At 38.5% G+C, this 22547-nt stretch carries 19 protein-coding genes; 2 read left to right on the top strand and 17 right to left on the bottom strand.

What is annotated here, in order from left to right:
* Positions 1-207 precede the first annotated feature (207 nt).
* Positions 208-1731, top strand: coding sequence for a glycoside hydrolase family 10-like protein (locus FLEMA_RS70055; protein ID WP_229359453.1), 1524 nt, complete (start codon positions 208-210; stop codon positions 1729-1731).
* A 113-nt stretch (positions 1732-1844) separates the two neighbouring features.
* Here FLEMA_RS70055 and FLEMA_RS70050 read toward each other — a convergent pair whose 3' ends face one another.
* Positions 1845-3587 (bottom strand): capsule assembly Wzi family protein, encoded by a 1743-nt coding sequence (locus FLEMA_RS70050; protein WP_044171963.1) that lies wholly within the window; start codon positions 3585-3587, stop codon positions 1845-1847.
* Between the two features lie 97 nt (positions 3588-3684).
* Between FLEMA_RS70050 and FLEMA_RS0125810 the strand changes: the two genes are divergently transcribed.
* On the top strand, positions 3685-4128 hold the full coding sequence (locus FLEMA_RS0125810; protein WP_026996162.1) for a hypothetical protein: 444 nt from the start codon (positions 3685-3687) through the stop codon (positions 4126-4128).
* Here the strand turns inward: FLEMA_RS0125810 and FLEMA_RS70045 are convergent, their stop codons facing one another.
* The 16 genes from FLEMA_RS70045 to FLEMA_RS69980 all read right to left on the bottom strand — a co-directional run bounded on the left by FLEMA_RS70045 (position 4129) and on the right by FLEMA_RS69980 (position 22481).
* Positions 4129-4863 carry a glycosyltransferase family 2 protein gene (locus FLEMA_RS70045; protein WP_044171962.1) on the bottom strand — a complete coding sequence of 245 codons (735 nt, stop codon included), beginning with the start codon at positions 4861-4863 and terminating at the stop codon, positions 4129-4131.
* A 41-nt stretch (positions 4864-4904) separates the two neighbouring features.
* Positions 4905-5849 carry a glycosyltransferase gene (locus FLEMA_RS70040; RefSeq protein WP_044171961.1) on the bottom strand — a complete coding sequence of 315 codons (945 nt, stop codon included), beginning with the start codon at positions 5847-5849 and terminating at the stop codon, positions 4905-4907.
* 126 nt (positions 5850-5975) lie between these two features.
* Positions 5976-7052 carry an acyltransferase family protein gene (locus FLEMA_RS70035; RefSeq protein ID WP_044171960.1) on the bottom strand — a complete coding sequence of 359 codons (1077 nt, stop codon included), beginning with the start codon at positions 7050-7052 and terminating at the stop codon, positions 5976-5978.
* 341 nt (positions 7053-7393) lie between these two features.
* Positions 7394-8455 (bottom strand): NAD-dependent epimerase/dehydratase family protein, encoded by a 1062-nt coding sequence (locus tag FLEMA_RS70030; RefSeq protein ID WP_044171959.1) that lies wholly within the window; start codon positions 8453-8455, stop codon positions 7394-7396.
* A gap of 144 nt (positions 8456-8599) precedes the next feature.
* Positions 8600-8851: a hypothetical protein gene (locus FLEMA_RS70025; protein WP_044171958.1), complete on the bottom strand. Its 252-nt coding sequence runs from the start codon at positions 8849-8851 to the stop codon at positions 8600-8602.
* A 168-nt stretch (positions 8852-9019) separates the two neighbouring features.
* The gene (gene tamL, locus FLEMA_RS70020; RefSeq protein ID WP_044171957.1) at positions 9020-11335 is read right to left on the bottom strand and encodes a translocation and assembly module lipoprotein TamL; all 2316 of its coding nucleotides are present in this window, start codon (positions 11333-11335) and stop codon (positions 9020-9022) included.
* A 10-nt stretch (positions 11336-11345) separates the two neighbouring features.
* Complete coding sequence (locus FLEMA_RS70015) at positions 11346-16259, bottom strand: translocation/assembly module TamB domain-containing protein (RefSeq protein WP_044171956.1); 4914 nt, start codon at positions 16257-16259, stop codon at positions 11346-11348.
* Positions 16260-16380: 121 nt separating this feature from the next.
* The gene (locus tag FLEMA_RS70010; RefSeq protein ID WP_044174783.1) at positions 16381-17106 is read right to left on the bottom strand and encodes a hypothetical protein; all 726 of its coding nucleotides are present in this window, start codon (positions 17104-17106) and stop codon (positions 16381-16383) included.
* 502 nt (positions 17107-17608) lie between these two features.
* Entirely contained in the window at positions 17609-18832 is a 1224-nt protein-coding gene (locus tag FLEMA_RS70005; RefSeq protein WP_044171955.1) for a DUF3570 domain-containing protein, read from the bottom strand.
* A 21-nt stretch (positions 18833-18853) separates the two neighbouring features.
* Entirely contained in the window at positions 18854-19315 is a 462-nt protein-coding gene (locus FLEMA_RS70000; protein ID WP_081681331.1) for a protein-disulfide reductase DsbD domain-containing protein, read from the bottom strand.
* Positions 19316-19330: 15 nt separating this feature from the next.
* On the bottom strand, positions 19331-19561 hold the full coding sequence (locus FLEMA_RS0125430) for a DUF4266 domain-containing protein (protein WP_026996149.1): 231 nt from the start codon (positions 19559-19561) through the stop codon (positions 19331-19333).
* Positions 19562-19563: 2 nt separating this feature from the next.
* Entirely contained in the window at positions 19564-20508 is a 945-nt protein-coding gene (locus FLEMA_RS69995) for an FAD:protein FMN transferase (protein WP_044171953.1), read from the bottom strand.
* Positions 20498-20935, bottom strand: coding sequence for a thioredoxin family protein (locus tag FLEMA_RS0125405; RefSeq protein ID WP_026996146.1), 438 nt, complete (start codon positions 20933-20935; stop codon positions 20498-20500). The genes FLEMA_RS69995 and FLEMA_RS0125405 overlap by 11 nt, the downstream gene beginning before the upstream one ends.
* Positions 20936-21026: 91 nt before the next feature.
* Positions 21027-21443 carry a Rieske (2Fe-2S) protein gene (locus tag FLEMA_RS69990; protein ID WP_044171952.1) on the bottom strand — a complete coding sequence of 139 codons (417 nt, stop codon included), beginning with the start codon at positions 21441-21443 and terminating at the stop codon, positions 21027-21029.
* A gap of 114 nt (positions 21444-21557) precedes the next feature.
* Positions 21558-22049 carry a Rieske (2Fe-2S) protein gene (locus FLEMA_RS69985; RefSeq protein ID WP_044171951.1) on the bottom strand — a complete coding sequence of 164 codons (492 nt, stop codon included), beginning with the start codon at positions 22047-22049 and terminating at the stop codon, positions 21558-21560.
* 159 nt (positions 22050-22208) lie between these two features.
* Positions 22209-22481, bottom strand: a complete 273-nt coding sequence (locus tag FLEMA_RS69980; RefSeq protein WP_044171950.1) for a hypothetical protein — start codon at positions 22479-22481, stop codon at positions 22209-22211.
* Positions 22482-22547: the final 66 nt, after the last annotated feature.

Here is a 22547-nt window from a genome sequence, read left to right as displayed (position 1 = left end):
AAGGATTGAAGTAATATAAGTATCCTTTGCTACGTTGTACTGCAGTAATATCGTTGTAAAAAATAGTTTGTTGGTAATTTACTGATAATCAATTGTATATATTTGATAAGTGCTGCACCCAATCATGATAAATACTATTAAACCCTTATTTTGAATTAAAGTGCTTTGAGAATTCATGTAGCTAATCAGCACACCCTTTTAATGTTTATGTGTAAGATAATTTTTCAGGTATGCCTGTTCTGTGTGTTTCTTTGTTCGAGTTGTCATTCTCAAAAAAATCGCTCTCTTAGTGTTCCATCCAAATATGAGTTTCGAGCTGTTTGGGTTGCTACCGTTGAAAATATTGATTGGCCTCAGCGAGGACAATATAATTCCGACCTTCAGAAAAAAGATTTTATTAGAATATTAGACGAACATAAACGCTCTAATATTAATGCTGTCATGGTACAAGTACGTGATGCCTGCGATGCCTATTATGCTAAAGGGCTTGAGCCATGGTCTGAATTTTTGACAGGTACACAGGGCAAATTTCCAGAGCCATTCTACGACCCTCTCGATTTTATGATTCAGGAAAGCCATGCACGCAATATGGAGTTCCATGCTTGGCTCAATCTTAATCGGGCTACATTCAGAAAAGCTTCCACTATTATGCCTGAGCATATTAGTGTAACTCGGCCAGAATGGATGTTGACTTACGATGGGCAGAAAATACTGAATTTTGGTATTCCCGAAGTGCGAGATTATATCGTGCAAGTAGTAGCCGAAATCCTCAAGCATTATGATGTCGATGGGATTCATTTCGATGACTATTTTTATCCTTATCCTGTGGTTGGCCAGCAGTTGAAAGATGAAGAAACCTTTAGGAAGTATAATAATGGCATTAAAAATATCGAAGATTGGCGACGAAACAATACCGATTTGCTGATAGCCCAAATTAGTGATACTATCAAGCGAATGAAGCCTTATGTTAAGTTTGGGATTAGTCCTTTTGGGGTTTGGCGAAATTATAGTGCTACTACACCCCAAGGCTCAAAAACTCAGGCTGGAACAACCTCGTACCATACTCTTTATGCAGATACCCGCAAATGGCTAGAAAAAGGCTGGATAGATTATATGGCTCCGCAGGTGTATTTTGAAAGAAGTCACAATAAAGTACCTTACAAAACTCTGGTAAATTGGTGGACACAAAATACCTTTGGCCGCCACTTGTATATTGGGCATGGTATTTATAAAATAAAATCGGGCTGGACTAATACCGAAACGCCAAGCCAAATTCGTATCGACCGTGAAAATTTAAGTGTTCAGGGAGGAATGTATTTTAGCTCTAAATGTCTTACCGAAAACTACGGCGGTATTCAAGACTCGCTACGTACCGATTTTTATCGTTATCCTGCTTTTATTCCACCTATGCCTTGGAAAGACAGTATTGCTCCCAAACAGCCTCAGAGGGTTATTTTGTTGAAGGAACAAGGACAAAACAAACTGGTGTGGCAACCAGGAGAAGTTGCTTCTGATGGCAACGAAAATATCTATTTTGCTGTGTATCGTTTTGAGAAAGCCGAAAAAATCAATTTACAAAAAATAGAAAAGGTCTTGTATATTGGACGAGACAATACGTTTTTAGATAATACGTCCGAAAAAGCACGTGGCTATGTTTATGCCGTAACGTCTTTTGATAGGCTTCATAACGAATCACTTCCAACCATGGTAGTCGTTAATTATGGAGAGTAAACCTGTTGAAGAATAACCTATCCTGTATGTGAGTTTCCAATTATCAGGCAAACTTCCTGATAATTGGAAAAGCTCAAAATTCTATAATTTGTGGAATTCTCCCTCATATTCTGTCAATAATACATTTGCCTGAAAGCGGCATTCCATCGTAGCCCAATCGAATACAAGGTAGTTGTATTGTCGAGTGAATGATTTTGGCTAATATAATTACGGGTTAAGAAATGGGCATCAATAAACATATTGTGTTTAATCTGTAGCGAACCCCTAAGGTCGAAAGTATTAGTAATGGTGGCTACACCTTGCCCTGTTACATTGCCATAATTGTCTTGGTACAAAATAAGTCTGCTTCTGGTATTATAATCCAACAAAATATTTTTACCCCAGTTTGCGGTGCTATTGGCATCGTCGCCATAGCTGGCATGAATAAAGCGGGCTACAAACTGTAGGCGTTTTGACGGCTGAGCCCTTAGGGTATGCGACCATTCTATAAAATTTGCTCCAAGCGGATGAGCCAATGACTGATTGTAGTGCGTGTAGTGTAGGCCATCTTTGGCATGGCTATAAGTATATGGTCGTGCCATATTATATTCTACCTGATAATCTACATTATTGATTCCGAGTACATCTAGGTATTTGAGTCCTAGTTGCGAGCCGTATTTATTGGTCCAAAAGCCATCGCTTGAGAAAATTTCTTTGATAATAAACTCATCCAACATCATTTGGCCATACAACGAAAACTTTTTGGCAAAGTTATATTTGAAATCAAGGCCAATAAGGGCGTTATCGCCACTACCTTGAAAGCTTTCAATAAACCTATAGAAAATCACAGGGTTGAGGTAATTTAGCTCAAAACCTCCTACACCATTGGTACTATCTCTTTTGAAGATAATACTCTCAGTGAGTCCAATATTGAGTTTCGACGATAGGTTGACACTGAGGTGGTGCATAGCCATGTATTTTTTAGGAAATACATTGTCGATAGGTATTGTACCAGGATTGATGAGTTCGGCAAAGAGGTTTTGGTATTGAAAGTTCCCTATTTTAGTGTTGATTTTTAAAAACAGATATGGAGCTGAGTTGTCCGATAAAATCATCGACCTAAAGCCATTGCCAAGGATATTCTTATCGTGTCCAAACTGGATACTTATATTTTTGGTAGCTTGGAAAACGATATAGGCACGAGCCGAGAAAAAATCAGTACTGAGTACGTCTTTCTTAAAATTTTTGGTAAGCCCTTCGCCTGGCATACCGGGTAGTCGCCCGCCAATACGAATATTATTTTGATTGAAATAATCGGTATAGGTTTTGATATAGTCTGGAATACGCGATATGTTATCGGTCATGTAGGTATAAAAACCGATTTTCTTGTTAATCATTCCTCGCAATTCAATACCGCGAGTATTGAGAGAAATATAACTTTGTTCACCTCCCGATATTCCTCCAATTTGTACATCCATCACAGGGTTGATATGCAAATCAATATCGTCGTTATGAATCGAATAGGCATCCGACGGCTTTTTGTAGAATGTTCCCCAAATAGGTTTTTTGCTATCGGGGGTTTCTTGAGTAGCCCATTCCCAGTTATCGTTTGTTAGATAGGCCAAATTAAAATGGTCGGTTGGGGTAAGCTTGACAGTAGAATCTTTCAGAATATCTTCGACAAACAAGGCAATTCCTTGTCGAGTAAAGGGCTTGATAGTTGTATGAAAATGCTTAGAAAAGCTCCCTTTTTTTATTTCATAGCGGTCTATCAAGTCATAATAATCTTGATTTAAGGGGGCAAATACACTCTGTGCTTTTGAGGTAAAACAACCAAGTAGTAAAATAGCCACAAAAAGTAGGCGAGTTTTAGCCATAATGATGCGGGATTTGAAGAACAAAATACTAATACACATTAATAATGCTTATTAGGTCGTAAATTTGCAAGATTATTAAAACGTTGAACGCTATATTATGCCAATTGGAAAATATTTTGCCGTAATGGTTGCCACTTCTATTAAATTTTTGAATGGGCCCATTGCGGGGTTCGTATTAGGGCTAACTTATTGGGAAACCACAATATGTACCATTATAGGAATGATGCTTACGGTAATAATTGTTATAATTTTAGGAACAACTATTAGCCGTCTTATACAAAAATACAGAAAGAATCCTCCAAAACGCTTCTCTCGCCGAACAAGATTTGCTGTTAATTTGTGGCAAAAGGTTGGTATATTGGGTATAGCGTGCTTTACACCTTTGTTTTTTACACCGATTGGAGGCACGCTATTAGCTTTGTCGTTTCGAGTGTCTATTCCCAAAATATTATCCACAATGTTGCTATTTGCGGTATTATGGGGAATCGTTTTGACGTATTTGCTTTATCAAATTACAGCATTCAAAACATTGTTTGTTTGATTATTTTTTCATGTAATCGCCCCGTGAAAAATATTTTTCAATCATACAATACATCAAAATAAAGAAATAACGGCTGCCCATTTCTTTGATTTTTAGCTTCGACTCACCGTATTTGCGGTTGGTCCAGCTATTGGGTACAACAGCATAACTATAACCTCGTACAAATGCCTTGAGGGGGAGTTCTACAGTAAGGTTGAAGTGGGGCGATAAAAATGGCTTAATACCCTCGATGGTTTCTCTTTTGTAGAGCTTAAAGGCATTGGTGGTATCGTTGGTTTTGATACCTGTCAATACTTTTACAATAAAGTTGGCCACCCGATTGATTACCAGCTTTACTTGTGGGTAATCATATACATTCCCTCCTTTAATAAAACGGCTTCCAAATACGGCATCTACATTTTTTTCTTGCATGGTGCGGTAAAATTTAACCAAATCTTCGGGGTCGTCCGACATATCGGCCATCATTACAGCAACGCAATCGCCCGTAAATCTTTCCAATCCATAGCGTACAGCATAGCCAAAGCCATTAGGGCCTTTGTTGGTAAAATATACCAACGTTGGGATTTCTTGTTGCAATGCCTTCAATACTAGCTCTGTACCATCTTTCGAGTTGTCGTTTGTTACACAAATTTCATGCTCAATTTGGTGTTTTGTAAGGGTAGTATAGAGGGTTTTTAGGGTTTCGGGCAAAGATTCTTCTTCGTTATATGCAGGAATGACAACACTTAATTTCATGATTGGAAAAAGGGATTTTATGGGTTTTATCACCGAGGTTCTTAAATATCGGTAGATTCAATTTTTTCGATAAACTCTTGGTATTCTGTTGCAGGGATAAAGTGCTTTTGAGTTCGGTAATTCAATACCGTAAAAATCAAGAAAAGCGAACTCAAAAAGGCTTGCAATATTACAATAATAGCCGTCGAAACAAGGGTTGTAGCCCAGCCTGGTGATGCCCAGTTGGTAGTAAGCCTAATAATTGAAACGACAATGGCAACAATTACTGAAAGAGAGGTGAGTACCAGCGACCCTAACAAAATTCTGACAGCTACGGTATCGAGATGTACCGATACGGCACTTAATCCGTGCAATATTAATGATACCAAGTTCATTTTTGACTGCCCTGCCAGTCTATTTCCCCTAATAATGGGAATAGAGGTATAGGGTAATTTAGAACGGATAATACCTCCAGGAAAATGATTCCATATTTCGGAAACATATACCAATTTTTGAGCTTGCTTGAATGGCAAAATACTAAAATTGCCAAACTCAATTACTTTACCCGTCAATAAGCCAAATAGTAGTTTATATACAATATAGCCCATTCTAAAAACAATACCTTCGCTTCTTTTGGCTCTTTTGGCAAATACAATAGTTTGTGATTTTGAACAGGCTTCAAACAAGGCCTCTAGGTCGTCGGGTCTGTCTTCGCCGTCCGAGTCCATCACAATTACGTAGTCGAAATTACGCTCTTTGGTTAAAAATGCTAATCCTAAAGCAATGGCTTTTTGGTGGCCAACATTGCGCCATAGGCGGATAATTTCGAGTTGATAACCAGCAAATTTATTGACTTCGCAGGGGATCGACGAGCAATCATCGACAATAACAAAGGAAAGTTGATCAAAAAAATGAGGTTCTACTTTTTCTTTAATACGTTGTAATAGGAGAGCCAGAGCGTCCCAATCGTTGTATGAAGGAATTAGAATTTTAATGGAATTGGGCATGATATTTTAAAATATGCAATATAACAGTTCATTGGTATCGAGGTATTACTAGCTATTTTACTCGACACAACGATATGTGTATTTTTATATCTTACTAATTTACAGAATATTAAAGCCTTTTGATGATTAATTGAAATGTTTTTTTAGGTTGGTAATAGGCTTTTCAAAACAATAAAATGAAAGCGTAGATACCACAACCAGTAACGCAAAATTCAAGAATATTGGTATAATGGTGCTATGAATCGTAATAGATAAAAAACGATTGATAAGACCCATACAGAATGGAAATAGTTTTTCGGGAACTACCATGTGAAAAACATACATCCCATAACTAATTCGACCAATAAATTTGATAAAAACATTGTCCAAAATAGGAGATAAGATTTTATTCTTTTCGCTTTTGGTGGCTTGTATCAGCAAAAGCAATAAAGGCACCGACATCAAGAAACGATAAAACACATTGGCCCAAAGCCCTTTGTTACCACTAAGTACAATATAAAGAAATATAGCCAGACAAACGGGTGTTGCCCACGTTACTATCTTGGTAAACTGCTTGACATAATTGGCCTTATAAATACCAATAAATGCCCAAAGCCCCCCCATGGCAAAGGAGTCTACACACGAGGAGGTTAGAATACCGTTTTCGAGTGGGAGTGGATTCAGTATGGCTCTACTCACAAAAGCTGATGCCATCGTCAGAATAATAAAATGAGGTGTCCACTTATGTGGCATCAAAAAAATGCACAATGGCCAAAAAAGATAAAATTGCTCTTCAACCGATAACGACCAAAATGGCGATAGAATATCTGACCATTCGTGAGTATTGGCCAAGTCGAAGTTATAGAAATAACCATAATAAAACCAAGGGCGTTCGTCGATAAACGAGTTGTTGGGATAGGCTAATAAGATAAAAGTAATAAAGGCATAATACAGCGGAAAAATTCTGAGGCCACGTCTTACCACAAAGTTTTTGTAGAGCTTACCTAATGTAGCTTTTTGTGACAAATAGGCTTCTTTGTCGATAAGTAAAATACGAGTAATCAAAAAACCACTAATAATAAAAAAAAGCGTTACTCCGATACCTCCCCAAGGTAAAATACGCATCGACTCGGGTAGCCAGTGGAATGCCAAAACGGCAAGCATAGCAAATGCTCGTAGGGCATCTATCTGTGGGAAGTGTGAAGACTTAGCTGAGAAGTTCATGTATTATATACTTTTATGATGATAAACCGATATTAACAGAAATGAGGTATTTGGATATTGCAAGGTATTTGCTAAATAGTGTTTTCGGTATGGCATAGGGGCATCAATACGCATGTGTCATCAAATAGCCTGTTGTCGTAAAGCTTGGTCAGGAACGAAAATAGAATAGCTTTTGTAGGATAGCTCGGTAGAGGTGCTTAAAAGCAGTGCTTTTAGGTAAATAATTTCAGTGAGCCTTTTAAAGGTGATAGGCAATAAATACGCTATTGTGTGCTATTTGCTTGCCTATCACCTTATTATATACTCACTTACGAGCCTATGGCTGGCTGATAGATATATTCCTACAATCTACTCGAAATACCATCGTGGATTTGTTGTAGGGTTTCGTGCAAACCAAACGTCCAGTTCCAAGTTGGATAATGAGCTTTAAATTTAGAAAGGTCAGAAATATACCAAATATGGTCGCCAATACGATTGGTTTCTGAGTAGCTATAATTCATTTTTTTGCCAGTGATTTCTTCACAAATAGCAATACCTTCAAGCATCGAGCAGTTGGCAAAACGCCCACCACCAGCGTTGTAGACCTCGCCTACACGTGGGTTTTGGTAGAAATGCCAGAACATATTAACAAGGTCGTACGAGTGAATATTGTCACGCACTTGCTTGCCCTGATAGCCAAAAATTGTATAGTGATTGCCCGTGATAGCACACTTCATTAGGTATGCCAAAAAACCATGCAATTGTGTACCTGAGTGGTTGGGGCCAGTAAGGCATCCGCCACGGAATACACCTGTTTTCATGCCAAAATAACGGCCATACTCTTGTACTAAAATATCGGCTGCTACCTTCGATGCCCCAAACAACGAGTGCTTGGTGTGGTCGATACTGTGCTGCTCGTCGATACCATTTTTGAAATAAGGGTGACTGGCATCAATTTCCCAACGAGTTTCAGTTTCAATCAACGGCAAGTAATTAGGGTTATCGCCATATACTTTGTTGGTTGATGTAAAAATGAAAACAGCTTCAGGGCAGTGTTGGCGAGTCATTTCCAACATATTTAGTGTACCATTGGCATTTACAGTAAAATCTGTAAATGGCTCTTTGGCAGCCCAGTCGTGCGAGGGTTGTGCAGCAGTATGAAGAATTAACTTGATGTCGTTACCATATTCCTTGAAAATAACCTCTAATTGAGGCACTTCACGAATATCTGCTTGGTAGTGTTTATAATTAGAAAATTGTTCTTCAAGGCGATTGCGATTCCAAGCAGTAGATGCTTCCTGTCCAAAAAAATATTGACGCATGTTATTATCAATACCAATGACAAGGTCAAATTTTTCAGAGAAAAATGACACGGCTTCACTACCAATTAATCCAGCCGAGCCTGTTACTAGTGCAATATTCATATTTGATACAGAGGGGGTTTAAACAATTGAAGGAATGGGTGTAAGTACAGATAGACAATTTTTTCCTTCAAACTAAAAAGCGTTACAAACACAGGTCGCAACGCTTTTTAAGTATATATTTTAAGAGAATACACCTTGTTGGGATTAGTTACCCTGAGCAACAGTACCTGACGCTCCGAATAATTTTTCACGAATTTTAGCTGCTCTTACCTCATTTTCAGGTTTTGCAGTATAAGTATTCTTCGTTTGACGAGCAACACTATCAGGGTGAACGCCATAAACATATTCATCGTTTAGACGAAGATCTTTTTGCTTGATTTTGTTGTTTTTTTGGTAGTCACAAGCTACAGCTAACAAGGCTACTGCCGCGATGGCTAAGATATTTTTGCGATTCATTGCTATATATTTATTATACTCGTTATCAGAAACTAGACTACAAAAATAGTCGCAGTTTTTTAATTAAAAAAGTTTATTGTAAAGTTAAACGCCTTTTTTCGCAAATATGATATATCCGTAATAATATCACTATTCTAAGTTAGACTAATTGTCTCACAAATCCTTCGATTAGAAAGGCAAGCCCATTGCTATGTTCAAAATTAGGTTTTCTTTTCGCCATGCCGAACTCCCAAAGTCGATATCTTTGATAACCCAACGCTCGCCTTCGGCCAAATAGGGCTTGTGTAGTGGCGTAGCTAGGTCAAAGCGGAGTAGCAAATACGTAAAGTCGAAGCGAATACCCAAGCCTGCTCCTATAGCAAGTTGTTTGTAAAAATCTGACCCAAACAAACCGTCTTTGCCATATAAATCTTCATTTTTATAAATCCACACATTACCTGCATCGACAAACATTGCTCCCTGGATAAAGCCATTAAGTTTGGCTCGTATTTCGGTGTTGAGCTCTAGTTTCATATCGCCCGTTTGAGACCCCAAAAAGGCTGTTGGGTTATCTACTGTCGATTTATAAGTACCTGGCCCTACCGAACGTGCTACAAAGGCTCGGATACTATTGCTACCTCCAACAATATATTGTTTGACAAATGGTAATGACTTTGAATTGCCATAAGGTAAGCCAAAACCCAACATTACACGATTGGCCCATTTAATTTTGGAATTGATATTTTTGTAGTACCTAAAATCTAAATCTGCACGGGCGTATTGGGCATAGCCCACACCCAAGATTGTCTGGGCTTCGTTGTTGGAATGTGCCGAATTGGAAACTATACTTGCTAGGTTTCCTGCTACTTCCAAACTGCCTGATAAAGTGAAGGATTCGCCCTTTATACTTGGCCTTGGGGTATAGGAAAACTGATAACTCGAACTAGGTATAATGGTGTTTGATTCAAGGATGATTAATTGCTCGGGGGCGGTAGTAAGAATGTATTCTATATAATCAAATGAAAAATCGAAGTTCTTGACATACGTAATTGAAATTGGTGTAATTGTATTACGGAAAGTAGCATTCTGACTCCAATCATAAGCCATCGATGTGGTCAATGAGGTTGTTTTGTACAAGCCCCCACGTCTAATATAATTGTAGGCCACATTGAATGTTGTAGAAGGAAGCGACTGGTTTCGAGCTGGATTAAACTTCAAGAATGGAATCGCAAAGCGTGGTAATGTCAACGACGATGTTATTCCGAAGGTTGAGTTATTGATGGCGTTGGCACCACCACCTACTTGAAACTGCAAACCAGCATTGGCCGATAAGGAAAATATTTCAGCTCCCTTGAAGAGGTTTAGATGTTGCCATTTCAGTGATATATCTGTACCGTTAAAGTTATTGGACTTTGAGAAACCACTTAGTTCTGCTTGAAACGACTTATTTTTAAGTGGCGTTAAGTAATAATAAACATCGAGTAAAGCCGAATCGGAGCGGGGTACTAATTCAAAAGTGTTTTTGACAAATTTGAAATTTTTTAAGTTGATAAGCCTCGATAATGATATATCTTGACTACGGCTACTGTAGCGGCCGCCGCGTCGGAAACCAATAGCATCTGAAAATATTTTGGGACGATAAGCACCCAGTGGGTCAATTACTTGAATACCTCTAAAAGTTTTGGCAAGTACAGCCGACGACGTATTGGTAGCTAAGTTTTCGCCATAATCGGCAATTACGTGGATGTCGTTGATACGGTAAACCTTTTTGTCTACTTGGGTAACGTTGGTTTTTATTTCTACGGTAATATCTACTTTTTCTTTGTGGCTTACTGAGTCGGCCTTGAAAAGAATATAATCGGACCTAAAGTAATAGAATCCCTTTACTCTGAGTTCCCTTTCTATTCGAGTACGTTCCTCCAGCAACTTGTCAAACTGATAAGGCGTACCTTTTTTCAATAAAGTATTTTTTCGTGTATCGGCAAAAGCCTTCCCAAAGGCCGATGTATCGCCATCGGTTTGGAAGGTAACAGAATCAATATAATATCTAGCTTTTAAACGAACTTTATAAACGGCTTTTGCCATACGGCTTTTTTCAACCAAATCGCCCGATGTTGTTGTTCTGAAAAAACCTTGGTTATTGAGTAAAGAGTTGATTTGCTTGGCATTGGCTGTTGTAGCTCCTTTACTTGCTAATACTGGGGGTTCACCAAATTTTTTTCTAAACCACATTCTAAGACCTTTTTCTTTTTTGGGTTCGCCCATCAGATAATACAGCCAAACACGATAAGGAAAGCCAAAGATATTGCTATTGGGCTTAGGACGTACAAATTCGGTAAGTTCAACTTTAACCGCCTCAACATCTGCTTTTTTGATAGAAGAGTCTGGTTGTACGATAATTTCGGCACCTGTATAGAGGCTCTCGCCCGCAGGTAATTTGCGAGAAACAGAGCAACTACTCATGATGAGTAATACAATGAGGTATATAATTATTTTCGTGGGCATAAATGCTTACTTATTTCTTTTTTCTTAAAACTTCATTAATAGACTGATAATCAAACGTGATGGTGAAGCTTACACCTGTTTCTACCACAAAACCTTCAAGTACTGTTTGAAACTGATTTTTACGATAGGCTATAAATCGGTATCTGCCATCGTCGGTAAGGTTATAGTTTATTCTTACGTTGTCAAATACCTCAGTTGGATTTCTCTGAATACCATTGGTATTTTCTAATTCAAAGTTTTTGCCTACTTCAACTTTGAGCTTATCGTTGAAAAATGCTTTTGATAACCCTAAGTTTAGGTCGGTTCTTGAAGACGATTCTTTGCCAAAAGTACTTTGGGTAGAATTGAGGTTTATACTCAAGTTAACTCCTTTAATAACATCGCCAGCTAGTTTTTCTAATTGGTCAGACAAGAGCTTACTCACACTTTGGCGAACAATGGCTTCAGGGTTGATAGTCGAGAAAAAATCGGAAGATTTTTCTGAGAAAAATTTATTTAAAATCAATAAAGCAAATACTTGCTTGTTGAGGTCGGTGGTATTGGTATTTAACTCTTTTAATTTGGCATTAACATTCGTTTTTACATTGTCGTCGATTGGTACGGCGGGTTTTTCGGGAAGGCGTATTTCAAATGACGTTTCAATTTTTTGCATTGGCCCATCTAATTTAAGAAGAACCTCAAAAGGGATTTTAGAGCGATATTGCGTTTCGGTAGAATTGAGTAAATCGGCTGCTGAGGTATTTACCTGATAAATGGCCGTAATATTGATTTTACCGCTCATAGGGTCGCCCATCCACAAGATATTACTTCCTTTTTCAATGGTAAATTGCTTTTTGAGAAGCTCAAACGAAAGGTCATAACTTCCCTCGGTAAGCTCGTACAAGCCCAAAATATAAGGCTGTCCACTTGGGGTAATACCTACATTAAGCTGTGCTTTCCCTTTTACTTTGAGGTTGTCGCCATTGATTTCGTCTACAATAATAGTCATTTCTGATTTCTCGTCGGCTTCGAGCAATAGCGTCATTTCCGAAATAAAATTATTGTTGAACCTTGTATTTTGGGCTAAAGTAGAGTCTTTCTCTGTGATTTTTTTATTCTTGTCAACAAATACTACAATGTCGCTATTAGCATCTTCAGTGGTTGTATTATCGGGTATCAAGACACTGATTTTACTTTTTTCAATGAGCTTTACATTGCCCTCTACAGCTACCGAGCTGGTTGTGCCTTTCAACCCAATATTGGCATCGACAAAAGCTTTTCCATAGAAAAAGTCGTTGTCTTTTCGGGTTGAATTAAGCACCATAAAGTTTTTGGTAGAAGTATTGAGGTCATATTCTACTTCGGGTAGTTTATTGAACAAAATTTTCCCATTTACCTTCAACGGTTGGTTGAGGGTATCGCTTAGGGTAAAATTGTTGAATAGCATTTCATGATTTTTGAAAGTGATTTTTTGTTGATTAATTAAAAATCTACTTCCCAACTGCGACACGTCGAAGCCTACTTTGTCAAAACCTATAAATCCATCTAAGAAAGGCTTGTCTACGGCACCTTTAACGCTTATTTCGCCATTGAGGCTTCCTTTGGCTCGGCGAAGCTGCCCAAAGCTAAATGCCTGTATTGTTTCTGTGCCTAACTTATTGATTTTTAGGTTGAAATTGAGTGGTTCTTTGGCATTTAGCATATAATTACCAATCAAAGAAATGTTGTTTTGGCTATTAGCCAAAGTTGTATTTACAGTGATTTTTTCGGGCGATTCGTTGTAGACATGAGCCACAAGGTCGCCGATAGGTGTATTTTGGAAGGTAAAGCCCGACACCGTTATATCGCCTGTAAAAGAAGGCGACTGCATATAATTTGCCAGTGTGATTTTGCCGTCGAGTGTACCATCGGCAATGGTCGAATCAGGATAGACCAATGCTATCATTTTGTGCAAATCTAACTTTTGTGCAGTAATATCAATTGGGGCATTTGGGGTCATTTCGGGGGTATTTACCAACAAATGCTGTTCTTTGTTTTGTAGCAAAAAGTTGCTTACAACCAAGCCCGCTTGTCCATATTGAATAAAGCCCGAAGAGTCGATTTGCCAAGGCTCATAGTTGAGTTTCAGCCCATTTTCTAATAAATTAATTCTGAATTGATTAGAAAAATTGGCCACATTTCCCGCCACACGATGGTGTTCTTGATTGACGGAGTCTTTTAATACCAAGTTGAAGGTAGCAAGGTTATTTTTTACAATGCCATTTAGGGTGGTATTACGCATTTTGAATGCACTGTAAGTAAGTTGTTTTAAGCTACTTGTATAGCTAAGCTGGTTAGAGTCGGCTTGAGCTGTGAAGTTAATCTTGTAGGCTCTGATGGTGTCGTATTCTACAAAAGGAATATCGAGCGACATACTCATGCTATGACCAATAGTACTGCTTAATTCGGCAACAAAGTTGGCCGAATCTAGGCGGGTGAGCTGTGGTAAAAACGCTCGTATTGCTGGGTGGCTTATGGCCACTGCTTTGATACTAATTTGGTAAGGTTGTGTAACTGCTTTGGCACTTATATCAGGAATGGTAAAATGGCGGTTGATGTCGCCAATGATAATGTCGGCTAGCTGAGTATAGTTGAATGTACCCTTCATATCAGCTTTTAGAAAAGGGCTCGTGATTGTGAATGAGTTCTTTTGACTGCTATTTTGGGCTACCAATCGTACATCGTCTAAAGGAATAGGCTTACCGTTTTGATAAATAAAACCTTGGTCGATAGTGACAAAACCGTTGAGGTTGTTGGGGTCGGCCTGTGGTATATTGATATGGATGTCACCCTTGAGGGCAATGTCGTCTGGATATAGCTTGAGGGCTTTGAGGTTCAGTTCTTTGATAAGCATATCGCCCACAATAGCTGGATGTTCTTGTGAAATATCAATTTTGCTATCAAGGCTAAAATTGGCATTGGGGTCGGCTAGTTTGGCATTGATATGGGCTATTTGTTGAGCAATACTAGCTTCAAATAGTACATCTTGGTAGTCGTATCCATTGAGTACGGCTTGCTTTATTTTGCCTGCAAACTGCCCTTGCATGGTTTTGGGGTCAAAACCCGTGCCTTTAAAATCACTTTCTATACTGATTTTGCCAAATTGTTCTGGTTTTTTGAGAAGTTTGCCAAGGTCAAAGTTGTTTAGGGTTAGTAAACCCTCATATTGCTGGTTGGTTTTGGCGGTAATATTGACCAATTTCCCTTTAAAAGAAGCTTCGCCCAAATCCGATACAATATTGGTATTGAGCAAAAGGTTATTGATACTACCGTTGATTGAGCCTTTCATGAGTACCTTTTCTGGCAGTTCTATATCGGGAGGAAGGCTATTGGGTGGAAGCATTTTGACCAAATCGGTTTTGGTAACCGATACTTCTTTGATACCTACTTTTAGAGAAGTTTTGTTGATATTCGGTAATCCTACAATATCGCCGTTAAGGTTGATTTTGGCATGATTGAATCCTTCTACACTAAAATTAGGAATGCTAAGCCGATTAATTGTACCTGTAGCCTTACCATTGAAACGTAAAATCTCTTTGTTGTTGCCCACAAAAGGTGGTGTTGTGGCAAGTGTTGGTGCTAGTAATAATATATCTTCAAAGGCAAGTTTGCTTTGTTTGAGGTTGACAGTTACCCTTGTTGCACCTAGGTTTTTGTTGAGTTGTTCAAGCGAATTATAACTTAGGCTAACTTCGTCTTGGATAAGGCTTTTAGGAGTTTGGAAGGTTAATTTTTTGAGGAAAGCCTTTTTATTGGTATAAGCAAAGTCAGTTTGGAGTTTTATCAATTTAAAACCGCTTTTCTCGTTGAGCGAAATATTTTGTAACCAGCCCGAAATGTCATTAGGAGCAAAAACAAATCGTTCTGCTTCCAGATTGAAAGGGGTAATTTTGAGGTGGGCAGGGTCTAATCCCTTTGTTTGGCGAGGTTTCGTATTATCATCGAAGATAATGCTATTTTTTTTGAATGATATTTTTCCAACCCGTATATCCCAAGGTTTTGAGGCTGTTTCGGGTGTATTTTTTACTACTTTTACAGGCTTGAGGGTTATTTGTGCCAGCGAGTTGTCGAGATAAATATTTTTGAGCTTAACCAGTTGTTTATCTAAATAGAAAGTTTCGCCTTCGGCACTTAATACACCAATATTTACCTTACTATTTAGTCCCGAAACTTGGTCGTTGAAAGAAGCGTTTACTTTTTCAAGGTGTAAATGGCCTAATTGCAAATTGAGGGTGTCGCTCGATGTACTTGAACTAGCTTCTTTAAGCGGTTTGTAGGTATGTAAGTCAATTTGCGAACCAATAAGACTGATATCATTGATTTTGTAAACGGAGGTTACAGGATTTAAAGCATCAAATTTGGCTGTAAATTGATTAAGAATCACCTCAGCATCAGTACCAATTACGTTGTCTTGGTATGATACATGAATATTGTTCAAGGTGATTTGCTTAATATTCATGGCCAAAGGCTTTGAACTAGAGGTATTTGATACCTGACTGGTATCGGTAGAGGCAAAGGCCTGTATGATTTGGTTGAAATTGAAAGTAGTATCGGGCAAGGTACGTTTTACTTTGGCCCTAATATCTTGCATTTCCACTTTATTGATAGCCACTTCACTTCTGAGCAAAGCCCACATATCTATATCTACATACAAACGCTTACCCGACACAAGGGTGTCGTGTTGGGTATCTTCAATAAAAACCTCATCTAAGGCAATCCAGTCGGGAATTTTGTAGGAAATTTTTTTGGCAGAGACCTTTGTGCCAAATTTTCTTGCTAAAAAACTTGTAACTTTTTGGGTAATAAAAGCCTGACCACTTGAAGTTTGGGTATAGGTAATAAGCCCTCCCAAGAGTACAAGAATAACAATGAATGAATATAGTAGTATGCGTAAATATGGTCTCATGTGTAATATAAAATAAGAATTATGATTTGGTAATGAAGTAAATGGGTCATTACTAAAATCATAATTCTTTTATTAGAATAAGGTAGCCAACTAGGTGTTGAGCTAACTATGGCTTTGGGGCTTATTTTTTGAAAACAGAATCCTCAATTTTATCGTTGAAAGTCACATTCGAGCTTAACTTTGTATTACGTTTTTCAACACTACTATAATAAGTGCCTGCTGAAGGGTAGCTTACACCATAAGGAGATTTGGTATATTGCGTAAACTCTTGTGTAACTTCTTCTCCAGAAGCTAATTTAGCCTTTTGTTTTGACAATAAATAGGTTGTAGCGTCAAAAAACAAATCATATTTAATATCTTTTCCATTCAACTCTACCTGATGTACAGGTTTGCCATTGTCAGCTTTTAAACCTACATAAGTAGCTATATAGCCTTTTTCTTGATAGTCTCTAAATGGCACTAGTCCGTCGGTCATTTCACGCTTGATGGTATTTTTGTCTTTATCGCTCAAATCTTTGGTTTCATACACCACGTTTTTGTCACGGCTACCTGTCGGAACTTTAAAGAAGGCTTCTGAAGTGTTTACGCCATAAATAAAGTCACGTTTCAAAATGGTTTTTGTTTTGAGAATAGCCTTATGTTCTAACGAAACCTTGATTTCCTGCGAGAAGTCTGTAGGGGCATTAGCCACAAAATCTTGTTTGACAACATACGATTTTACGCCATTCCAAAGGGTTTTTCCTCCTGTGGCATCATAATATCTGTCAAAAATCTCGTCGGCAGTTTGTGCATTCAATTGTGAGATAAGGGCAAACATAAACCCTATCAATAAGCTGGTCTTTTTCATAATAATAAATGATTGATTAAATTTTGAAGTTAATCTAACAAGAATATGTTTAGAGCCTGTTGTTTCTGATAATAAAATGATGGGATATTTTGAAAGAAGGCAGGGTGTTACCATCTTTTTATAGCAGGAATACAAAGGCTAGAAAACTTCTTTTTCTTATAATGATAACAAAAATACGCTTTGATTATTTTATTTGTCTATGAAAATGACGACTCTTTTGGGGAATAAATGAGTAATTGGTCATAACATCAGAGTTATGAATGGCAATTGCTAGATTTTGAAACAAAATAATTGTCTGATAATGAATGTTTTATCTCTGAGGTTGGCTTTTCTAACTTAAATATGTGGCTGATAAAATATTATATCGTGCGGAATGCCCCATAGGATTTATCCGCACGATATAAAGAGAAAGATAGAAGTGTAACGTTGTTTTATGGCAATAGATTAAGCGTTTGATAATCTTTGTATTAACCCAAATATTGACACTCCTATTTATTATCTATTATTTGAATTTAGCATAAAGGGTTAGTACATCCGAGGCAAGGCCATTCGAGCGTTCGTAGTGGCCATAACGTAGCTCCAACGAGTTCCAGTGCTGAATACCTAATACACCATGTGGAGGGGTAATTCTTACGCCAACACCTACCATATTGCTATTGAACTTCGATAGGTCGTAGTCGCTCGTAAAGTAGGTATCACTAAGGCTATGTTTCATGTACGGAGCAAAGTAGTCGGCTTGGGTTTGGGTGTAATACCGATAAAATGGACTTACCGATAAAAATGGTGTCATTTTAATAGGTGTTTCTAGCTCGAATGTATGTGCTTTTACGCCCCAGTTGTCTTGGTAATAGCGATAAAAAGTACGTACTACAACCTTGTTTCCTGCAAAATAATTGAGCCTCGCCCCAATAGGTAATTTGAAACGTGTGTCGGGTAAAACTTCTGATTTTACCGTACCGTCGGTAAAGTAAACCCGTTGGTATTTGGTTGCCAACAAACCGTCTTGGTAAGCGGGGTCAATAGTAAGTAGCACTTGTGTACGGCGGTTGATTACTTGTGCCAACGAAAACGACGAACTAAATGAGTTGCGGGGTTTGTAGTCTACAGGAAAAGGGTCGTGTTCACCCCCAGAGCCATAAAATGAGCCATCGGGCAAGGTTCGTAGCTCGGCAGGTAAGATAACTTTCCAAGTATCGAAAAAGGCAGTAACTTTTGCACCAAATTCACGGTTGTTATCTTTAGACGTTTTGGTGAAATTTAGCCCTGCCCCATACGATTTGTAATCGTATTCGGTTGAATATGACCCTACAATACCAAATGTAGTACCCTTTTTAGGGTTATTGATACTCCATGCCAACGAAGGGTAAATACGCTTGTCGGTCATAGAAGCTGACGAAATTGTTCCTGGGTCTATTTTGTCGGAAGAGGCCGATGAGTAAGCGTCTACGCCTAATTCAAAAGAAAAGAAATGCTGACGAGCTTTTTTGTCCCACCTCGACATCCTTAACTCGATGGTATTACCAAAGTCGGTGAGTTTTTCGGTGCCAATACCTCCTGTTACAGCCGAGTTGTTGCCGTTTTGGTGATAGTAGCTCGACACAAAATTGATTTCTTCTACTTTCAGTTTTCGGTTTTGGTAATTAGTAGAGTCGGTTGATTGGCTCGATTGTGCCGATGCCGTGAGAATACCGATATATAGGCCAATGGCTAGTGTTATTTTTTTCATCTAATTTAGTATTTATGCGTATTAGCGAAGCGATACACGAAAGGCATCTTGGTAACGTATACATGTGCCGTCGTGTATGGTACAGAGTTGGTAAATGATTACACCTTTTAACTGAGCCTGTGGTTTTAGGATTTTTACTTTTTGTATAAACCTTGCTTTATGCCTAAAAAAAGAGACTTCTCCTTTCCAAAAAGTATCGTTTTTGACAATAGGAGCAATTGATTGCAGTGTACCCTGTAGCTGAAACGAATCGTTTTTTTCTAATTGAATTACCGTAGCTTTGGGGCCAGGAAAAACCTGTTTGTTGCTCGAAAACATTTTCCACTGTGGATAAATATGAGCTTCAATCACCAAATCTATGATTTCGCCTATTTGGGGTTTTGCTTTGTTGGTGGTTACCAGAATCTTCGCTTTTTTGACTGACGATTGGGCGTAGCTGGTGGTACAAAACAATAAACAGATATACAAAAAGATTTTAGACATAACGATACAGGCCGATTAGTTACATCCACAGCCTCCGCCAGTTTTTCCACCATTGGCTCCAGATGCCCCTTCGCGGTACAACTGAAAGTTTTGCTCAAATTTTACGCTTTTGCGTGAACTTAATTCCATTTCGGAGTCGTTCAAATAAGCCTTTTGGTATGGTTTTACCGACGTACACGCCGACAACGAAATGCCTGTTATGAAGGTTAGGCATATTTTTGCTAGTAAACGATTGGACAGCTTCATGATTATTTGATTTTGATATTGTGGGAGGTATATATTTTGTTGTGGTCGTCGATAATAATACAGGCAATCTGAGAAAGCTGATTAATCAAATTTAAGCCTACTTTGATACCCATTACCATAATAGGTGTTGCCATGGCATCGGAGAGTTCGGCATTGGGACTAATCACTGTAACACTCTGGATACCAGTAACAGGTAATCCTGTTTTTGGGTCGATGGTGTGCGAATACTTTTTGCCATTAATTACTGCATATTTTTCATAATTGCCCGAAGTAGCTACGGCTACGTCGCTAATCGACAAATAAGAAAAAGGGTTATGGTCGGCATTGGGGTTGGCAATACCTATGGTCCAAGGCTGGCCATTGGGTTGATTACCCCAAGTAGTAAGGTCACCAGCGGCGTTGACAATACCACTTATGAATCCTTTGGCTTTCAAAAGTTCTTTGGCTTTTTCGGCGGCGTAGCCTTTTCCAATACCCCCGAAGCCAATTCGCATTCCTTTTTCTCGTAAAAAAACACTGTGATTAGTAGGATTCAATACGATATTTTTATAATTAATCAACCTTACCGATTCGAGTGCAATTTCGGGAGAAGGAAGCGAGGTCATGGTAGTATCAAAGTTCCAGAGGCTTTTGTCGATCGAACCATAGGTAATATCGAAAGCCCCTTGGGTAAGCTCAGAAATACGCAAAGAACGACTGATAAGGTCAAAAACCTCTTGGTCAACTACAACAGGAGCTATTCCTGCAGCCTGATTGATTTGGTTGGTTTGGCTGTTGTTGTCGAAAGTAGTAAATAACTTTTCTATTCTGCGAATTTCGGCTACAGCTTCATCTATACATGTATTAGCGTACTGAGCATCGGGGCTCACTACGCTAATTTCAAAGTAATTGCCCATCAAGCGATGCCCTTGTTTATGAATAGTATTGGAGGACTGACTAACGAGCATTCGATACTTTGTTTATTTGTGCAATAAAGTCTTCGGGAGAAGTATTGGTGTATCCGTCCCAGGTTTTAAGGACTTTCCCATTGCTATCTAATAAAATAGTATACGGGAACTTGCCTTCAGGGTTATATTTTTCGGCTAAAGCTTCGTTGTGTTGTACTTGTTTGGCTTCTAATTTGTGTTTGGCCGAACGAGGAAAGTCTGCACGAACAAGGACTAAGTTTTCTTGAGAAAATTTTTGAAAAACGGCTGTTTCAAAAACATCTTTCGTCATTCTGATACAAGGTACACACCAATCAGAGCCAGAAAAGTTGAGCAAAATATATTTGTGGCTATCGATAGCTTCTTTCTGAGCATTGGCAAAATCTGTTTTCCATTCGGGCGAAAGTGCCAATAATACAGCGAAAAATAAGGATGATATGAGTTTCATTTGACAAGATATATTAAAGAGTTATATGCTTATTGAACTTAGTAACAACGAAATACCTCAAATCAGTTTCGTATTGATACAAAAGATATTTTTAAGAATAAATTCTTAGCGAAGTACCAGTCAATTCGGTTTTATACACAGTTAATCCATTAGCTCCATAGCTATTGAGCCCAGTACCTGTTGTGCTATAGCGTGCACCGTGTTCTGTACAATAGAATTCGCCATTCGAGAAAATTACCTTTTTTTTGGCCTCATGCGAGCAAGTGTTGGTAGCGGCAACGTAAGTTCCTTGCGAGGTTCGGGCTACAACAACCCCATTGCTAATTACATACCCCCCGCTATTAGCTAGGCTGGCATTGCTTGTAGCGGCGAGGTCGAGGGTAAAATCAACAGAGCCTGTGCTGCCTGTTGTGGGCGAAACCTCCGAGTTTTTGCTACAAGATGTTAATAATGTCATGAGGGCTGCTCCACCGAAGCCTGCCGATTTTAGAAATTCAAAGCGTGTCATAAATATAAAATGGTTGTTGAATTGTGAAAAATTTTAGATGTCGGGTATTCGATTTCGGATTTATTAGACTTACTTCACATTCCGATGTCTCCAAACTCATATCACATTGATTCACTAGGTAATCGTGAGCGTACTACCACTTACCGTAACTGTATACACCTTGATGCCTTTACTGCCGTAGCTGTTGAGGCCTGTGCCTGTGGTACTATATCGTGCACCATGCTCGGTACAGTAAAATTCGCCACTTCTAAATATCACTTTTTTCTTGGGTTCATGGCTACAGGTTTGAGTAGCAGCCACATACGTACCCTCAGATATACGAGCCACCACAATACTATTCACAATTACATATCCTCCATTTTGTAATAAAGCTGCATAAGTGGACGATGTTAAATCAATACTAGCCAATGTGCTAGTAGCTGGAGTTGTTGAACTTCCCGAACCTGTACTTGTACCTGTTCCTGTGGTTGTTCCCGAACTTGTACCCGTTGTGGTAGTGGTGTCGTCAGAAGGGGATGGGTCTGTACTTTTCTGACATGAAGCCAATAGTACCATTAAAGCTCCACCTTTAAATCCCATAGACTTTAAAAAGTCGTATCGTGTCATATTCAATTGATTTAGTTAAGAGTATAGTTCAATATGTACTGTAATATATTAAGCAGATTGGGTAATTAGCTGTTTGGATTGGTAAGATAGCCGACTTGTCTATTTGTAGAAAACAACAAAAACAGTATAGTCTGGTACCGTAAAATATAACAGTATCATTTATTGATAGTGAGTCATTATGCTAGGAATGGGGATATATTTTACAAACTGAAAATGATAGATGGTGTGTTCTGTATCTGCTTGAATGTTGTCGAGCAAAAAAATCAATTGAGACTGAGCCTCTTCAACGACAACTTCTATGCCTTCCCAGAGTTGAATACCAAGGTCGTGAGTTATTAATGTACAACATTGATTGAGCTGAGTTTTCACTGTATCCGAATAGTCGGTATCGGAAATAATTCTACATTCGATATCTAATTGATTAATAGTCATGGTTTGTTGTGGTTATGGAATCTGAAAAAAGGAACGGTAGTACTTACCAAGGTACTTAGTTAACCT

Source organism: Flectobacillus major DSM 103 (assembly GCF_000427405.1).
Taxonomy (GTDB): domain Bacteria; phylum Bacteroidota; class Bacteroidia; order Cytophagales; family Spirosomataceae; genus Flectobacillus; species Flectobacillus major.
The sequence above is the reverse complement of the archived record's forward strand: the minus strand, read 5'-3'. Positions and strand labels throughout refer to the sequence as shown.

Excerpts from the sequence above, each read along its gene's own strand:
- FLEMA_RS70040 (WP_044171961.1), bottom strand. The coding sequence starts at position 5,849 with ATGCCCAATTCCATTAAAATTCTAATTCCTTCATACAACGATTGGGAC.
- FLEMA_RS70050 (WP_044171963.1), bottom strand. The coding sequence starts at position 3,587 with ATGGCTAAAACTCGCCTACTTTTTGTGGCTATTTTACTACTTGGTTGT.
- FLEMA_RS70010 (WP_044174783.1), bottom strand. The coding sequence starts at position 17,106 with ATGAAAAAGACCAGCTTATTGATAGGGTTTATGTTTGCCCTTATCTCA.
- FLEMA_RS70035 (WP_044171960.1), bottom strand. The coding sequence starts at position 7,052 with ATGAACTTCTCAGCTAAGTCTTCACACTTCCCACAGATAGATGCCCTA.
- FLEMA_RS69985 (WP_044171951.1), bottom strand. The coding sequence starts at position 22,049 with ATGACACGATACGACTTTTTAAAGTCTATGGGATTTAAAGGTGGAGCT.
- FLEMA_RS0125405 (WP_026996146.1), bottom strand. The coding sequence starts at position 20,935 with ATGAAACTCATATCATCCTTATTTTTCGCTGTATTATTGGCACTTTCG.
- FLEMA_RS69980 (WP_044171950.1), bottom strand. The coding sequence starts at position 22,481 with ATGACTATTAATCAATTAGATATCGAATGTAGAATTATTTCCGATACC.
- FLEMA_RS70055 (WP_229359453.1), top strand. The coding sequence starts at position 208 with ATGTGTAAGATAATTTTTCAGGTATGCCTGTTCTGTGTGTTTCTTTGT.
- FLEMA_RS70025 (WP_044171958.1), bottom strand. The coding sequence starts at position 8,851 with ATGAATCGCAAAAATATCTTAGCCATCGCGGCAGTAGCCTTGTTAGCT.
- FLEMA_RS70030 (WP_044171959.1), bottom strand. The coding sequence starts at position 8,455 with ATGAATATTGCACTAGTAACAGGCTCGGCTGGATTAATTGGTAGTGAA.
- FLEMA_RS70045 (WP_044171962.1), bottom strand. The coding sequence starts at position 4,863 with ATGAAATTAAGTGTTGTCATTCCTGCATATAACGAAGAAGAATCTTTG.
- FLEMA_RS70015 (WP_044171956.1), bottom strand. The coding sequence starts at position 16,259 with ATGAGACCATATTTACGCATACTACTATATTCATTCATTGTTATTCTT.
- FLEMA_RS69990 (WP_044171952.1), bottom strand. The coding sequence starts at position 21,443 with ATGACACGCTTTGAATTTCTAAAATCGGCAGGCTTCGGTGGAGCAGCC.
- tamL (WP_044171957.1), bottom strand. The coding sequence starts at position 11,335 with ATGCCCACGAAAATAATTATATACCTCATTGTATTACTCATCATGAGT.
- FLEMA_RS0125430 (WP_026996149.1), bottom strand. The coding sequence starts at position 19,561 with ATGAAGCTGTCCAATCGTTTACTAGCAAAAATATGCCTAACCTTCATA.
- FLEMA_RS70000 (WP_081681331.1), bottom strand. The coding sequence starts at position 19,315 with ATGTCTAAAATCTTTTTGTATATCTGTTTATTGTTTTGTACCACCAGC.
- FLEMA_RS0125810 (WP_026996162.1), top strand. The coding sequence starts at position 3,685 with ATGCCAATTGGAAAATATTTTGCCGTAATGGTTGCCACTTCTATTAAA.
- FLEMA_RS70005 (WP_044171955.1), bottom strand. The coding sequence starts at position 18,832 with ATGAAAAAAATAACACTAGCCATTGGCCTATATATCGGTATTCTCACG.
- FLEMA_RS69995 (WP_044171953.1), bottom strand. The coding sequence starts at position 20,508 with ATGCTCGTTAGTCAGTCCTCCAATACTATTCATAAACAAGGGCATCGC.